13 protein-coding genes are annotated in these 16,733 nt (G+C 47.2%); 6 read left to right on the top strand and 7 right to left on the bottom strand.

Annotation, left to right across the window (positions count from 1 at the left end; genetic code table 11):
• Positions 1-12 precede the first annotated feature (12 nt).
• Positions 13-171: a hypothetical protein gene (locus tag GGR07_RS13795; protein ID WP_155897777.1), complete on the bottom strand. Its 159-nt coding sequence runs from the start codon at positions 169-171 to the stop codon at positions 13-15.
• 106 nt (positions 172-277) lie between these two features.
• On the opposite strand from GGR07_RS13795, the gene rd reads away from it, so the two are divergent.
• Positions 278-442, top strand: coding sequence for a rubredoxin (gene rd, locus GGR07_RS08010; RefSeq protein WP_021645192.1), 165 nt, complete (start codon positions 278-280; stop codon positions 440-442).
• 250 nt (positions 443-692) lie between these two features.
• Here rd and GGR07_RS08005 read toward each other — a convergent pair whose 3' ends face one another.
• The gene (locus GGR07_RS08005) at positions 693-2,396 is read right to left on the bottom strand and encodes a Na/Pi cotransporter family protein (protein ID WP_021645191.1); all 1,704 of its coding nucleotides are present in this window, start codon (positions 2,394-2,396) and stop codon (positions 693-695) included.
• A gap of 83 nt (positions 2,397-2,479) precedes the next feature.
• Between GGR07_RS08005 and GGR07_RS08000 the strand changes: the two genes are divergently transcribed.
• Positions 2,480-4,153, top strand: coding sequence for a nucleoside kinase (locus GGR07_RS08000; RefSeq protein WP_021645190.1), 1,674 nt, complete (start codon positions 2,480-2,482; stop codon positions 4,151-4,153).
• Here GGR07_RS08000 and GGR07_RS07995 read toward each other — a convergent pair.
• From GGR07_RS07995 to GGR07_RS07975, 5 genes are all read right to left on the bottom strand, one after another.
• Complete coding sequence (locus tag GGR07_RS07995) at positions 4,143-4,799, bottom strand: hypothetical protein (protein WP_021645189.1); 657 nt, start codon at positions 4,797-4,799, stop codon at positions 4,143-4,145. The genes GGR07_RS08000 and GGR07_RS07995 overlap by 11 nt on opposite strands.
• A gap of 114 nt (positions 4,800-4,913) precedes the next feature.
• Positions 4,914-5,642 carry a hypothetical protein gene (locus tag GGR07_RS07990; protein WP_034543480.1) on the bottom strand — a complete coding sequence of 243 codons (729 nt, stop codon included), beginning with the start codon at positions 5,640-5,642 and terminating at the stop codon, positions 4,914-4,916.
• Positions 5,643-5,659: 17 nt separating this feature from the next.
• Positions 5,660-7,648 (bottom strand): RagB/SusD family nutrient uptake outer membrane protein, encoded by a 1,989-nt coding sequence (locus GGR07_RS07985; RefSeq protein ID WP_021645187.1) that lies wholly within the window; start codon positions 7,646-7,648, stop codon positions 5,660-5,662.
• A gap of 10 nt (positions 7,649-7,658) precedes the next feature.
• Positions 7,659-10,868, bottom strand: coding sequence for a SusC/RagA family TonB-linked outer membrane protein (locus GGR07_RS07980; protein ID WP_122056739.1), 3,210 nt, complete (start codon positions 10,866-10,868; stop codon positions 7,659-7,661).
• Between the two features lie 842 nt (positions 10,869-11,710).
• Positions 11,711-13,084, bottom strand: a complete 1,374-nt coding sequence (locus GGR07_RS07975) for an aminopeptidase P family protein (RefSeq protein ID WP_034543483.1) — start codon at positions 13,082-13,084, stop codon at positions 11,711-11,713.
• Between the two features lie 141 nt (positions 13,085-13,225).
• On the opposite strand from GGR07_RS07975, the gene rpoN reads away from it, so the two are divergent.
• From rpoN to purE, 4 genes are all read left to right on the top strand, one after another.
• Positions 13,226-14,707 (top strand): RNA polymerase factor sigma-54, encoded by a 1,482-nt coding sequence (gene rpoN / locus GGR07_RS07970; RefSeq protein WP_034543484.1) that lies wholly within the window; start codon positions 13,226-13,228, stop codon positions 14,705-14,707.
• Positions 14,708-14,757: 50 nt separating this feature from the next.
• On the top strand, positions 14,758-15,429 hold the full coding sequence (locus GGR07_RS07965) for a phosphatase PAP2 family protein (protein ID WP_034543486.1): 672 nt from the start codon (positions 14,758-14,760) through the stop codon (positions 15,427-15,429).
• Positions 15,430-15,465: 36 nt separating this feature from the next.
• The gene (gene gcvH, locus GGR07_RS07960; protein ID WP_021644685.1) at positions 15,466-15,846 is read left to right on the top strand and encodes a glycine cleavage system protein GcvH; all 381 of its coding nucleotides are present in this window, start codon (positions 15,466-15,468) and stop codon (positions 15,844-15,846) included.
• Between the two features lie 212 nt (positions 15,847-16,058).
• Positions 16,059-16,568, top strand: a complete 510-nt coding sequence (gene purE, locus GGR07_RS07955) for a 5-(carboxyamino)imidazole ribonucleotide mutase (protein ID WP_021644684.1) — start codon at positions 16,059-16,061, stop codon at positions 16,566-16,568.
• The last annotated feature ends 165 nt before the right edge of the window (positions 16,569-16,733 follow it).

Genomic DNA, 16,733 nt, shown 5'->3' with positions numbered 1-16,733 from the left:
TGCCGGTTTTTTCTATGATGATAACGGGCGCAAAGATAACGTTTTATCTAAATATGGAGAAACTGTTTTTGATAAATCTGAGAGTTTTCTTCTTCTTTGAATCTTTTTTAGCTTCTTCGCCTTCTTTTGTCCGGGTGTTTCTTTTTCGCCGCCTGTCTTCGTTGCTTGCATGCACTTCTTCGGGTAAATCTTTTATGTGTATGAAGAAAAGAACAGTATTGAACAAAAATCTTTTGCCTACGTTATATGAATTGAAACTAATAAAAAACATAACATTATGAAGAAGTACATTTGTGTGGTTTGCGAATACATCTACGACCCGGAATTGGGAGATCCCGAAAGCGGCATCGAGCCGGGAACAGCCTTTGAAGATATTCCGGAAGATTGGGTATGCCCCCTTTGCGGAGTAGGAAAGGAAGATTTTGAACCTTACGAAGAATAATAAAAAAAAGAAGATGTAAGGGGAGGGCGTGCCGGCTGTTCGGCAATGACGAACCGGCAAACGGCTTTCAAACGAACAGCGCGGGTCTACAAACGTCCTTTCAAACGCACATAACGCAGATTTACAGGTCCTATGGAAGCCGTGTAAATCTGCGTTTATTATTTGCTTCGCCTGCTTTTAAGCCCCTTCTTCGTGTCGTAAGTTCCCGTTTGGGCGGCAGATGATGGGGCATTCAAAGCATTTTCCGCTTTCAGAGCATAGCCGTTCTCCTCTCTTTTACATCGCTGCTTGCTTCTACCACATTCACTACATAATCGCCCAGTTTTTCGCATTCGGCGATGATGTCCATGTAGTATACCCCCATCTGATAATCATATTCCTTGTTGTTCACATCTAGGATATTCTGATTCTTCAGTTGGTTGCGGTAATTGTTTATTTCGTTTTCTATATTGAACGATTTGTTGATGTCGATGCTTTGATGCTCTGTTTTCTCCACCACTGCAATCATCTGTGTCAGAGCGTCGTTGGTGAGCTTCATCATGAAATGAATGTGCTCGTACTGCTTTTCGGTGAAGTCTTGGTTGGTCTGCCGCTTGCGGTTGATGGTACGGGCGAGGTTGTAGCAGCTGTCGCCGATGCTTTCAATCTCGGTTACTTCGCGCAACATGGCACGTATCTGCAGCTTACTCTCAGAGCTAAGCCGCCCTTCGGACACCTGATTCAGATAATTCGCTATTTCCAACTCCATATTGTCGCTGATGCTTTCGTACTTTTCGATGCGGCTGAACACTTTGTTGAAGTCGTCTCCTTTCTCCGTATGCAGCAGATCCTGTACCATTCCGAACATGCGGTGTATGCGCTCGGCAAACAAGTGTATTTCCTTGCGCGCCTGAAGGATCGACAACTCTGCCGTAGAAAGCATGCCGCCCGTGATAAAGCGCAAACGGGGTTCCTCGTCTTCCTCTTTGGGGCGGATTATGGCGCATACCGTGCGTTCGATCAGTTTTACGCCCCATATCAGCAGGCATACGTTGCAGATGTTGAAGATGGAGTGGAATGCGGAAAGTTTGTACGAAATGCTCACTTGAGGATCGGCCGTTGAGAAAAAGTTGTCTACTATCCAGTTGACAAGCTGCATGAAGGGATGGAAGATTGCCAATACCCAGATGACGCCGAATACGTTAAATACGAAATGTGCCAATGCCGCCCGCTTCGCCTGTGAGTTGGCTGTCAGTGCGGCAAGGTTGGCGGTGATGGTGGTTCCGATATTCTCGCCCAGCACCAGAGCAGCTCCGAGCTCGAGGCTGATCCACCCGTTGGCGCACATGATCAGGGTGATGGCCATGGTGGCGGCAGATGCCTGCACGATCATGGTGAGGATGGTTCCGATGAACAGGAACAGCAGGATAGACATGAAGCCCATGTCAGTATAGTTTTGCACAAAGGCGAGCATATCCGGATTGGCGTTCAGGTCGGGCGCGTTTGTTTTCAGATACGAGAGCCCCATGAAAAGGAACGAGAAGCCGAAAATGAATTCGCCGATAGACTTACGGTTGCTTTTGCCGGAAAAGATAAGCGGCAGGGCAATGGCCAGAAGCGGAAGGGCAAAGGCTCCCATGTCTACCTTGAATCCGAAGACCGAAATAATCCATGCAGTGACTGTCGTACCGATGTTGGCACCCATAATAACGCTGATGGATTGGGCCAGAGTAAGCAGTCCCGCATTCACGAAACTCACGACCATTACTGTGGTGGCCGACGAAGACTGGATAAGGGCCGTAATCAATACTCCCGTGAAAACTCCCGTTACCCGGTTGGTGGTCATTGCTGTCAGAATACCTCGTAGCCTGTCGCCTGCGACTTTTTGCAAGCCCTCGCTCATTATTTTCATCCCATACAGAAAGAGCCCCAATGAGCCAATGAGCTTTAAAAAATCATAAAAAGAATACTCCATCTATAAAATTTTTAATGGTTGTTTGTTCTCTGACCGATTAGTAAGTATATTAGTCCCATGTACCACTTTAATAAAGAATGTCCATGACACAGATGTTACGAATTTGCTGCAAAAATAATAATAATTATAAAGATTTCCCTATCGGAAGCTCACTTTTGGATATTTATCACGGTTTTAATCTTAATTTTCCTTATCAGGTGGTGAGCGCGAAGGTAAATAACCGTGCCGAAGGGCTCAAATTCAGAGTCTATAACAATAAGGATGTGGAGTTTCTCGATGTCAGAGATTCGTCGGGTATGCGTACCTACGTTCGCTCACTTTGCTTTGTGTTGTTCAAAGCCATCACCGAGATTTTTCCGCAGGGAAAGCTGTACGTGGAGCATCCGGTGTCGAAAGGGTATTTTTGCAACCTGCGGATCGGCCGTCCCATCACGCCGGAAGATGTGAACAGCATTAAGAAGCGCATGCGTGAAATCGTAGAGGAAGATATTCCGTACCACCGCATCGAATGTCAGACATCGGAGGCAGTGCGTGTCTTCGGCGAACGCGGAATGAAAGATAAGGTCAGGCTGCTCGAAACCTCCGGCTCGCTTTATACTTATTATTATACATTGGGCGATACGGTCGATTATTACTATGGCAATTTGGTTCCGAGCACGGGCTATCTCAAGGTGTTCGATCTGGTAAATTATTACGACGGGCTGTTGTTACGCATCCCCAACAAAGAAAATCCGGAGATTCTGGAAGAGGTGGTGAAGCAAGAAAAGATGCTGGATGTCTTCAAAGAGTACCTGAACTGGAATTATATCATGGGGCTGAACAACGCCGGCGATGTGAATCTGGCATGCAAGAGAGGCTATGCCACCGATCTTATCAATGTGACGGAGGCTTTGCAGGAAAAAAAGATAGCCCAGATTGCGGATACCATTTTCCATAGAGGCGAGAACGGCAACCGGGTAAAGCTGGTGCTCATTTCAGGCCCGTCTTCTTCGGGTAAAACAACATTCAGCAAAAGGCTTTCGATTCAGTTGATGGCGAACGGCCTGCGACCGTATTCCATTTCGCTCGACGACTACTTTGTAGAGCGTGAAGAGACGCCGTTGGACGAGAACGGAAACTATGATTACGAATCGCTTTACGCCCTCGACCTCGATCTGTTCAACAACCATCTGGGAGCTTTGCTCAGCGGTGAAGAAGTGCAACTGCCCCGTTTCAACTTTGCGTTGGGCAAGAAGGAATATACGGGCGATAAGCTGAAAATCGGAGAAAACACGATTTTGATTCTGGAGGGCATTCATGCGTTGAACCCTAAGCTGACAGCCCATATCGACGACCGGAAGAAATTTAAAATATATGTTTCGGCGCTGACTACCATTTCGCTCGACGATCACAACTGGATTCCTACCACAGACAACCGGTTGCTGCGCCGTATCATTCGCGATTTCAACTACCGGGGATATTCCGCCCGCGAAACCATTTCGCGCTGGCCCAGCGTGCGTGCCGGAGAGGATAAGTGGATATTCCCCTATCAGGAGAATGCCGATGTGATGTTCAATTCCGCTTTGCTTTTCGAGTTTGCCGTGTTGCGCCTCCATGCCGAACCCATTTTGATGGGAGTTCCGCGCAATTGCCCCGAATACAGCGAGGCCTACCGGCTGCTGAAGTTTATCTCGTATTTCACTCCTGTACGAGGCAAAGAAATTCCGCCTACCTCATTGCTGCGTGAATTTTTGGGAGGAAGCAGTTTTAAATATTAATAATGGTGTAACGATACAGCTTTAAAACTTCGTCTATGGAATCGAAGTTTATGTTATTTTCTTCTATAAATGTTTTCAACAAGAGTCGTTTTTCTTTAGGAAAAATCTTTAGGAAACTTCTCTTGTTGTAAAATTGTTTGATTTTTCCTCCTATTCTCGCCTCATAAGTTTTATTTATCGTTGATACCGTTCCGTCATTAATTCGCACTCCTCCTATGATTCCTGTGCCGGCTATTGTTGAGTAGCTTTCTACTGAAGCGGTTTCAGTCGTTCCTCCATGCGAGATTTGGTGAGGTCTTTTTTTTATGTTGCCCGTATAAGAAACATAGAACTCCGGTTCGGCCTGAATGATTTCGGTCGCTTTTCCTGCTCTCATCAAAAAGGTTCTGTCATCTATCTGTATGACTGCAATCTGCTCTGCTTCGGAAAACTCCTTTTCTTTACCGTCCGCCTTGTCGATAAATACGTATGAAGAAGTAGCCAGATTGTAATTGAGCGGAACTGAAAAATGTCTCCCGTCTTTGTATATGACACGAGCTTGCTGAAAACTCTTGAACAGGAATACGGAGCCTGCTGTACCGTTTTGTGCCGGGGCATTAAGGAAAAGGCAGAGACATCCGATGAGAGAAAATATGAATCGTTTCATTATAAATATATTTGTCCGGTTAAGGATAAAGTGATATAAAAGGAGGTGTCGAGTTGTGAAAACACTTTTTCAAAACGCCGTCACCTCCTCTTTTTTTAGAACGTATAAGACTAATTATTTGCCCGGATAAAATATTATGCGTACTTCATACAAGCGCTTATATTGTTCGACACCTGCCGGACGAAAGCAAATGTTTTTCACCAGATACCGGTGAGGGACAGAATAGTCTCCCGGTTGGCCTAATTTCGGAGCATCTCCTACTCGCTCGACCACGCAGTTGAACGGAGATACCAAATAGAACTCTCCTATGATCTCATTTTTTCTGACAGGAAGTTTGACTTTCTCTGAGCGATTGTCCTTGGGATCTACCAAAGTGAAATCGCCCGAGAACTTACTGCCGTCGAACAGATATCCTTTGTTAGGGGTTGAGTATGTTGCGTGATCGTTAACCAAAATTGTCAACACATGCAATTTGCCTTCAGGTGCGTCTGCTAAATCTTCAACGGTCATGGGTTTTATTTCAAATGTTTCTCCTGCTTTTACCAAAGCTCCGTTGCTTAGCGTTACATCTGCTCCCGTTTCATTTTTCCACTTTCCCGTTTGGGTAGATCCGATCAATCGTGTGTCCAAGTAGTTGTCAACCCATTTATTCCAATTGACTGCGTATATTTTATTTTCAAACAACTCTCTGGATCTAACAGCAAAATTGCTGACACCAACCTCCGAATAAGCTGATTCGGGCGCTTCTTCGTAAGTCAAATCCGCTTCGCAGCCCGTAAAAGTCAAGAGTCCGCATATAAGGGAAATTCCGACATATCTTTTGGTAAATAATTTATTTATCATAGTTGTCATTTTTTTTGTTAGTTGTTGTAATTATAATCTTTCCATCCCGGGTTCTGCTGCAACTGTTTATAATCTTTAAGCGTTGTTGCAGAGAAGGGAACAAAATAGAATCTTGCATTGTCAAACTTCCTTGTGTAGTATGAATAGGGCATGACGAAAGTTTCAAACTTCGGAGTGAAATAGCCTTGTTCACCCGGTTCTACCGGATATCCTTTTTCTTCTACTTTTTCACTTTCGATGCCTTTTCTGAATATCCACAGTCCTCTGGAAGGCGTATTCAATTCGTCGATGGTTGTTTTTCCTTCAGATTCTCCCCATCTTAACAAGTCGAAATAGCGGAATCCGGGACATTCGAAAGCAAATTCCAAGCGACGTTGAAGTTTCATTTCTTCCCATAAGTCATTCCCGTCATAGTCTGAGAGTCCGGCACGTCGCCGTATCTCGTTGATATACCCTTTGGCATCGGCTTTATTCAGTTTGATCCCGGCTTCGGCGCAATTCAACAGGACTTCGGCATAGCGGATGTTGAAGTAGCAAGTTTGACGCTGGGTATTGCGATCGAACTTACCGTCATCATTATATTTGTCGAAGTGGGAATATTTTCTGGAGTAATAGCCTGTGATAGTTTGCGCAGAGCCTCTGTTGATGGGTGCGGAGCTCATTTTATCCAGATATTTGTACCCCGTGTGTAGAGCGCTGTATTTCAGCGAAACCACCGGATTGGTGTTGTCTATCCATGTTTGGATTATGTAGCGGTTGTCGTTTGTTTCCGGTCCCATATAAGCGCCGTCGTAGGTGATTGTTGCATAGAATCGTTTATCGCGATTCTTGAAAATGTTGCGGTAATCGGCGCTTTCTCCTGAGATTTCTCCTTCGGCATTTTGCTTTATTTTCATTTCTTGGGCTTGTGAAGTTTCCCACCATTTTTTCCACTTGCCGTCCTTTTCGTCCTTTTGCAGGTAGCAATCCACCAAGTCCTGAGTGGGGAATAATCCGGAGCGAAATTCCCACGAGTGGGTTTTCTCTTTTGTACTTCCGTAATATAAATCGTCAGGCCCGTTTTTGGCTGTCGGGTTGAACCCTCCGCGCTGGTTTTCTTTGAACATTACAGGCCAGATGGCTTCTTTGCTGGTATGTGCTGTCTGGCTGGTAAATAAGTTTTCGTAGTTAGCCTCCAAACTGTATTTGCCTATCAAATCTTTGGCTGCATCATAAGCGGTCTGGTAATATCCATCGGCTTTTTTCTCAAACTTGAACAGCCCATTTTCGTCATCCGTATACAGCCCCTTTGCCGAAGCCTCCGCTGCATTCGCCGCATATAAGGCGACGCGCGAAATGAATGCCCGGGCCACGTTCCTGTTCACCATGCCTGTGGAAGTTCCTCCTTTATACGCGTCAAAATATTCGATCGATTTTTTCAGGTCGGCAAGTATATGATCGAAAAGAGCTTCGCGTTTGATTTGCGGGAGATAGGTGTCGTCTGTAATTTTCAGCGCTCTGTCCACATATGGCACGGTTCCCCAGAATTTTTCCATATCGAAATAAACGAAAGCACGGAAAAAATAACATTCTCCCAATAGCTGATTCTTCAAGTTTTCAGGCAAGGCTGCTGAAGAGCTTATTTTCTCAATCCCCAGATTTATGTTATAAATATATTTGTAAGCAGCTGTCCATGGAGCTGAGAAAACTGAAATTCCTGAGTTTTCATCATAGAGTCGCTTGGTGAAGTTCTCTTGCCGGTATGTGTTCCAATCCTGCTCGTAGTTTCCCTGACAATTGTCTGACCATTGTTCGGATTGGAACGTATCGCCGGCTCCGGTGGGAGTGAAGAAGTAGAAATCGTTTACGTAAGAGCGGGCGAGTTCGGCGTTCAGCCAGAAGCGCTCTTCGTCCACTTTGTTAGTGGGCTCTATGCCCAACGGGTCGCAGGCCGTAATGATGCCCATCAGAAATGAACCGTATAGTCCGGCAACTAAAATTTTCTTTATATTTATCTTATTTTTCATGTCAGTATGTTTATAAAGTTACAGTGATGCCTAAAGTATATGAACGCTGTGTTGGGTAGCTTCCCAATGTTCCGTTGGTAGCCCAGATGGAAGAACCGGTGGTGATGAATTCCGGATCTTGCAATCCTTTCAGCGGATATGATTTCTTTGTCCATGTAAAAGCGTTGGTTACCACAAAGCTAAGATCTAATCCTTGAATGAATCTTGCTTTCCTTAGCAGATATCTCTTCATGTCGTAGCGCAGGCTGATGTTCTTTAGCTTCAGGTAAGAAGCGTCGAATGCCCAAATATCGATATACCAGTATCCGAATCCGTTTCCTTCGGGCATAGGGGTCGGAATGGCTGCGTTCACGTCAGGATTGCTTGGAGTATATGCGTTTTGGAACGCATATTGTCCGTAGTTCCACATATATGACTGCTGGCTGCGCAGAGGTGAGGGCATGGCTCCCGATACATTGGTCGCACCTTGGAAGAACAGTTCGAGATCAAATCCTTGCCAATTGGCGCCCAAAGTCACTCCGTATTGGGTCAGAGGTGTCATGCCGGGATTGCTGAATGTCTTATAGTCGTTCATGGCACGTCCGTCTCCATTCAAGTCGTCGAGTATAGGGGTACCTAATGCTATATTGCGGTCGGTGCGCAAAACTCCGTTATACATTTCCTGCCAACTGCCGTATAGCCCTTTGGTTCCTACTCCCAAAGGATAAACCGGATGCATCCAACGTTTACCGATGTAATCAAAAGTCGGTGACCAGTAGTCGGTGCTGGTATTGGTGTGTCGGGTCACTCGCTCATCCCAATATGAATAGTTCAACCCAATCCGGTATCCCACTTTGCCGATTTTGTCCTGCCAATTCAATGACAGTTCGAATCCCCCTTTCCGTGAGGTTGTGTAGGGTGCGTTTATTTTAGGCACATTAGGCATACCCAAGATGTCTGCCCGGATCATGTCATCGGTCATGTTCATTGCATCGCCCTTGTTTAAATATAGGAAGGTGTCGAAAGAACCGGACAGACGGTTGTTTGCTAATCCGAAGTCCAACCCGACTCCGAGCTGCTTGCTGCTCGACCATTTCAAATCGTTGGCTATACTGGATACGTACCAGCCTACGTTGGGAGTCATGTTATCTCCGAATAATACGCGATTATCTCTTTGAGAATACTGCGTAAGGAAAGAGAAAGGAGCTCCTACTTCATTTCCTACCAATCCGAATCCTCCGCGCAGCTTCAGCATGTTTACAATATTCGGGCTCACCATAGCTTTGAACCAAGATTCTTCGGAAGCAACCCATCCCAAAGAAAAGGCTTGGAAATATCCCCAGCGCTTGTTCGGGCTGTAGCTTAGCGAACCGTTATAGTTGGCGCTGTATTGGAACAAATATTTATTGGCATAATCGTAGGTGACACGTCCGATGTATGAGGCAGATCCCCATTCGGTAGAGTTTCCTCCGTTGGATACCATTTCGGCTCCAAGGTCGATTTGTGGAGCCAGTGTGGTGGGATACCCTTTCTTCTCGGCCGAAGTCCAGTTCGTTTTCCGGATCTGGCTTTGATAGTTGCCCATTACCGATAGATTGTGCTTGCCGATGGAACGCGAATAATCCAATTGGAAGATACCGGTTGCCAGCTTGTACTTATCCCATCGCTGGTGCATTTTGGCATTGACGGCGTTGTATGACGCAGGTGCCGAAGCATAAGGGGTGTCGTATACATTCTCTTGGTCGTGGTCGAATTTTCGCCTGGTCTGGTAAGACGTGGTAAAGTTTACACTTGCCGTAGCCGACAATCCTTCTATCCAAGGTAAATTCCATTTCAACGCGCTGTTCATTTGAAACCGGTATGCTTCCGTATCGTCGAATCCTGTTTTCAATAACGCGTCTACCGATCCTTTTTTCGGAAGCCCCGTACTCCATTGTGCAGGTCTCTTGGGCATCCAGTCTCCATACATTGCATTGTTGAAAACCTGTTCTCCGATGGCAGGCCTTTTTTGAGTACTCGTATTGCCATTCAGATTCATGGTGAATTTCAGGCTTTTGTCTTTCAGCAGGTAAGCGTCTGTATTGAGCACAAAATTGATTTGTTCGTAGGTATAGTTGCTACTGATACCCTGATGATCCATATATCCGAGGCTTGAATAATACTTCAGTCGTTCGCTGCCTCCCCGCAGGCTTACGTTGGTCTGATACATAGGCTGTGTGTGGTCGAACATCTTCCAAGGATCGTAGGAAGAATAGTAGTCCTGAATATTTCCTCCTTCTGTTTTGAATGGATTGAACAAGTCGTTGATATCGTTTATCGAATATTGCATGTTGTATTTTTCATTCACCATGTCTCGTATCTCTTCGCGGTTGTATCCTTTTTGCCAAAGGTCGCCCATGTAGTATTTGGATAATTCGATGTTATTGAATGTCGGGCTTTCCTGATATGCTGCAAATGCTACCTCATTGCGCAACTGTGCATATTCGTAGGAGCTTAGTCCTTTTGCCCGGTAGGCGGGAGTCATGATGGAAAGTTTCTGGTTCACTGTGATGGTAGGATTGCCATCCTGACCGCGTTTGGTAGAAATCACTACTACTCCGTTCGCTGCTCTGGGCCCATATACGGCGGTGGCCGAAGCATCCTTCAATATTGACATGGATGCAATATCGTCCGGACGCAAACGGTTGAAAAAAGCGTTACCCTGATCAGGCTCCATTACCACATCATCGATTACATACAGGATATTCGCACCGCCGCGAATCCATATCCGGACATTTTCGCCCGGAGCACCCGAACTCTGCTGGGTGATGACGCCTGTAACGCGTCCGCCGAGTCCTTCGGAGATTGATATTACAGGCAGCTTGGCAAGTTCTGTTACCTTCACCACAGATGCTGAGGCTGTCATGGTTTTGGCCTTCTGAACACCGCCGTATCCCGTTACCACTACTTCGCCCAAGGTCTGCGATTCCTCCTGAAGCAAGAAGTTCAGCGTCTGTTCGCCGTTGTATTTGACGTTTAAAGTGGTATAGCCTATATAGGAAACTTCGATAATGTCTCCTATTTTTACCCCTGTCAGGACGTAAGCACCTTCTAAGTTGCTTATTACACCTTTCTGCGTGCCTTTTACAACGACGGAAGCTCCTATGATGGCTCCCGCCTGATCGCTTACGACACCTTTTACGGTGTGTAGTTGCTGCTGTGCATGTTTTTCGGTTGAATTACTGGCGTAAGTATTTGACACACAGTCAAATACCCCCCCCCCCATGTCAATAAATAGGCGGAGATGAAGAGCGCCTTTAAAATCGTGTTTTTTCTCATAAGTTATTTTGAATTTAATTTAACTATTCGGGGCAAATATAGAAAGAAAAAGAATAAAAACCTATAAATTGTGTTTTTATTTGTTTTTCCGCTTTCTTGTGTATTTTTCCGATATGCCGGCCTCTTTTTCCCCAATCTGCCGAGTATATATGCCCGGTGTGCTGTCTATATATACTCACCGCGGTAGCTATATATATACAGCGCGGTAGCCATATATGCCCACCGTGGTAGCCATATATGCTTATCACGGTGGCTATATATGCTTATCGGGGTAGCCCTATATATAAAGCGCGCGGCATATACCTTTTCCGGAGCCCGGATTGTCCGTATTTTTAACTGATTTCTCGGTCGCCGCATTTTCACTTGTAGGGGAATTAATGTAACAATTAAGCCCGAAAATGTTACATCAGGTACACATAGCATAGCACAGCATAGCATAGCACAGCATAGCACAAAAAAACCTCCTCCTTTTTCCTCCTCCGGAAAAAGAAGGGTGAGGAGGAGAGAGAGGAGGAGGTTAATAATTTGATTAAGAATAACAGGGAGAAAACGGGGGATAAAGTGCAAAGTATCGGTTATATTTGCATCGTCAATCAACGTAATGAGCCGGATATGAATATGCAAAACAGAAACACGAACACCAACACAAACGAAAACACCACTCTGCAATGCAGCTGCTTTTTCCCTGTGCAGGCTTGCGGGCAAGGGCGGATGCCCGATGGACGCCGCCCGGCCGCACCGATGCCCTGCTGCGCATGGCGCGCTTTATCTCAGGGCTTCCACTTCGTCGGGGGTCAGAGGAATCTTCTTGCCCAACCGCCGCGAACCGGTAGCCGTAATCAGGTAGTCTTCTTCGTTGCGTATGCCTCCGAAGCCCTTGTACGCTTCCACTTTCTCGTAGTTGATGAAGTCGGTGAATTTCTTTTCCGCCTTCCAGCGGTCTATCAGCTCGGGGATGAAGTAGATGCCCGGCTCTACGGTGATTACGAACCTCTCCTCCAGCGGGATGGCAAGGCGCTGCGACTTCCGGCCGAACTGCGTGCTCTTGGGTTGCCCGTCGTAGCCTACCCACAATTCGCCGAGATTCTCCATGTCGTGAACGTCGAGCCCCATCATATGTCCCAGCCCGTGAGGGAAGAGAAGGGCATAGGCGCCTTCGCGCACGGCGTCGTCGGTGTTGCCTTTCATCAGTCCGAGCCCTTTCATGCCGTCTACCAGAATGCGGGCGGCGAGTTCGTACACTTCCATGTAGGGGATGCCCGGACGCAACGCCTTCACCGATTCGAGGTGCATGGCATTCTGTATCTCGTACACTTCCCGTTGGCGGGTGGTGAACTTCTTGTCGGCGGGAATGGTGGACGACATGTCGCCGGCATAGCCCGATTCCACTTCCGCTCCGGCATCGATCAGGAACAGGTCGCCCGGTTTCACTTTGTTGCCGTGGTAGTGGTTGTGCAGCGTTTGCCCGTTGATGGTAGCGATGGTGGCGAACGAAAGTTCGCAGTTGTTGGCTTGCGCCACCCGGTTCATCTCTGCCACTACCTCGTACTCGTACATGCCGGGACGGAGGAATTTTGTGGCGGCGATGTGCATGTCGGCAGTCACGTTGCAGGCTTTTTCTATTTCGGCTATCTCTTCGTCCGATTTATAGTTCCGTTGAGCCACGATGGCGCGTATGAACGGTACCGAACCTTCCTGACGGGCGGGCGGGATGCCGAGCCAATCCATCAGCTTCAGCTTGTGCTCCGCACGATAAGGGGGCAGGTAATGAACCGTTTTCCCCTTTTGCACGCATTGGTGCAGGTAGCTTACAATATCCGCAGAAGGCATCACCTCTTTCATGCCGACGCGTTCGCATTTCTCGTGCAGGGTGGGTTGTGCTCCCATCCATACGATGGCGTCGATGGAAAGCTCGTCGCCGAAAATGATTTCTCTATCCGCGTCAATATCTATGATGGCTGAAAGCCCCGCGCCCGAAAGCCCGAAATAATAGAGGAATGTAGAATCCTGACGGTAACGGAAGGTGTTGTCTTCGTAGTTCAACCCGCACTCGTCGTTTCCGAGAAATAACAATACTCCGGAGCCTAATTTCTTTTTCAGCAAGGCTCTGCGCTGCACGTACGTTTCTTTAGCAAACATAATTTCTTAATTTAGAAGTTCGTAGGGCAAAGATAAAGATTTTTGTGTTATAGGATTAAAAATATTCATTCTAATCTGGTTTATCTCTGGTTAAAAAGCTACTTTTGTAGCGGTAAACAGTAGAAAAAGCAAGAATACATTATGGCACAAGGTTCACGTCAGATACAAACTCAGGCACAACAACAGATACAGACGCTTTCGCCCCAGCAGATTCTGGTGGTGAAGTTGCTGGAGCTTCCCGCATTGGAGCTGGAAGACCGTATCCATGCCGAGCTTTTGGAGAATCCTGCGCTTGAGGAGGGACGGGAGGAAACTCCTGCCGATGAGTATTCCGCTGCCGAACCGGAGGAGGCCGGAGACGACGGGGCGAATGAGTACGACTCCCTGAACGACTATCTGAGGGAGGACGACATACCCGACTATAAATTGCAGGAGAACAACCGCTCGAAAGGGGAGCAGGCGGAAGATATACCTTTTTCCGAAGCTACCTCTTTCTACGAAGTATTGAAAGAACAGCTGCGTGAGCGCAACCTGACGGAGCATCAGCGCGAATTGGTGGAGTATCTCATCGGCTCGCTCGATGACGACGGGTTGCTTCGCAAGTCTCTGGAGAGCATCTGCGACGAACTGGCCATCTACGTCGGGGTGGAGTGTACCGAAGAGGAACTGGAGGAGGCGTTGGGAGTGTTGCAGGATTTCGATCCCGCAGGTCTCGGGGCGCGTACGCTTCAGGAATGCCTGCTGATACAGATCCGCCGCAGGCAGGCGGAAGAAGAAAACGCCGGTCTGCTGCTTGATTTGGAAGAGCGCATCATATCCGAATGCTACGAGGAGTTTACCAAGAAGCATTGGGACAGGATAATCAGGAGGCTGAACGTGGATGAGGCGGTTTTTAACGAAGCGATTGCAGAAATTACGAGGCTCAATCCGCGTCCGGGAGCTTCGCTGGGCGAAACCATCGGGCGGAACTACCAGCAAATCGTACCCGACTTTCTGGTGGAGGCGTATGACGACGGAACCATCAATATCAGCCTCAACAACCGCAATGTGCCGGAGCTCCGCATGAGCCGGGATTTTACCGAAATGGTGGAAGAGCATACGAAAAACCGTGCCAACCAATCGAAAGAGTCGAAAGAGGCCATGATGTTCCTGAAGCAGAAAATGGATGCGGCGCAGGGCTTCATCGACGCGGTGAAGCAAAGGCAGAACACGCTGATGACTACCATGCAGGCCATTGTCGATCTGCAACGCCCTTTCTTCATGGATGGCGACGAGTCGCTGCTGAGGCCTATGATCCTCAAAGATGTGGCGGAGCGTACTAATCTGGATATATCCACTATCTCGCGTGTGAGCAACAGCAAATACGCGCAGACCAATTTCGGGATTTATCCTCTGAAGTTTTTCTTCAGCGACGGATACACCACCGAAGACGGTGAGGAGATGTCGGTGCGCGAGATTCGCAGGATACTGAAAGAGTGCATCGATGCCGAAGACAAGAAAAAGCCGTTTACAGACGATGAGCTGGCGGAGATGCTGAAAGAAAAAGGCTATCCCATAGCCCGCCGTACGGTAGCCAAATACAGGCAGCAGATGAATATACCGGTGGCGAGGCTGAGGAAATAAGCAGAATGTATAAAACCGTATATAGTTATATATAGTAATGTTTGATACCGATGAATGTGGAAAGAGAGCATATTATAGCCGATAGAACGATGTTGAGGGCGGCACGTGTGATTTCGATGGTGTTCACTCCCTTTTCGATTCCGTTCCTGTCGTTGTTGGCGTTGTTCCTGTTTTCGTATTTGCGCATCATGCCGATGAAGTTCAAAGTGATTGTGCTGGGCATTGTCTATTGCTTCACGATACTCACCCCCACGCTGACCATCTTTCTGTTCCGCAAGATCAACGGTTTCGACCGCCATGAACTGAGTGAACGAAAGAAGCGCTACGTTCCCATTATACTGACAATCATATCTTATGTGTTCTGCCTGTTGGTCATGCGCAAGAGCAACCTGCCCTGGTATATGACGGGGGTAATTCTCGCCTCTTTGCTGGTTTCTGTGATCTGTGTCATCGCGAATCTGAGGTGGAAACTGAGCGAACACATGGCGGGAGCGGGAGGAATCATCGGCGGGCTGGTGTCTTTCAGCGCATTGTTCGGATACAATCCGGTCATCTGGCTCTGCCTGTTTATCCTGATTGCGGGAGTATTGGGCTCGGCACGCATCATACTGGGGCATCATACCATCGGCGAAGTGCTTGCGGGCTTTGTAGTGGGTTTGCTATCCGCCATACTGGTGCTTCATCCGCTTTACAATGTATTTTTTCGTATATTCTTATTTTAATAACTAACAGTATAAACCCTAAAAAAACTAACTATTATGAATTTTCCACAGAATTTGAAGTACACGAGCGAACACGAGTGGATTCGCGTAGAAGGAGACATTGCTTACATCGGTATCACAGACTATGCGCAGGAACAACTGGGCGATATCGTGTTCGTTGATATTCCGACTGTAGGAGAAACGCTGGAAGCTAACGAAGTGTTCGGCTCTATCGAGGTGGTGAAAACGGTATCCGATCTCTTCCTGCCTGTAGCAGGCGAAGTGCTCGAGCAGAACGAAGCGCTGGAAGAAAATCCGGAACTGGTGAACAAAGATCCTTACGGCGAAGGCTGGCTGATTAAACTGAAACCCGCCGACTTGAAAGATGTGGAAGGTTTGCTGGATGCCGAGGGTTACAAAGCCGTAATCAACGGTTAGTATCGTAGCGGCCGCCGGTTGGCGATGATGTGACGGCATGGGCTTATCATCGTTATCGCCAACTGACGGCCGCTTCTCATTACGTTGCCGGTCACCGATTGCTTTTATGACTGAGAATAACACTTGTAACCAATATAACTGAACATTATATAACTGAACATTATATAACTGAACATTTATAACTAAACATTTATAACTAAACATTGACCAAAATGACCCCTGTTGTAAGTATTATCATGGGCAGCACGTCCGACCTCCCGGTGATGGAGAAGGCGGCGCAACTGCTGAACGATATGCGTGTTCCGTTCGAAATGAACGCTCTTTCGGCGCACCGTACGCCAGAAGCTGTGGAAGAATTTGCCAAGAATGCCCGCTCGCGAGGTGTCCGGGTGATTATTGCCGCCGCCGGAATGGCTGCTGCTTTGCCCGGCGTGATTGCCGCCAACACGACGCTGCCCGTCATCGGAGTGCCAGTGAAAGGATCGGTGCTCGACGGAGTAGACGCGCTTCACTCTATCGTCCAGATGCCTCCCGGTATTCCGGTGGCCACCGTTGCCATCAACGGAGCTATGAATGCAGCTATTCTGGCCGTTCAGATATTGGCCTTGAGCGATTCTTCTTTGGCTGAGGCTTTTACGGCTTATAAAGAAGGGCTGAAGAAGAAGATAGTGAAAGCCAACGAAGAGCTGAAGGACGTGAAGTATCGGTACAAGACCAATTAAGGCAAGCGGCCGATCAAAATAAAGCGTATATGAATTCTTACAAAGTGGTCAACTAAAAACATTAAACTACATAGTTGATCAAAATAAAGCGTTTATGAATTCTTACTCATGCCAAAACTCCAATGCTTGAACGAAGCCTTGCAGGTGGGTTTGCAGATGTGATTT

This window comes from Bacteroides pyogenes (assembly GCF_014196225.1).
GTDB classification, from domain to species: domain Bacteria; phylum Bacteroidota; class Bacteroidia; order Bacteroidales; family Bacteroidaceae; genus Bacteroides; species Bacteroides pyogenes_A.
The sequence above is the reverse complement of the archived record's forward strand: the minus strand, read 5'-3'. Positions and strand labels throughout refer to the sequence as shown.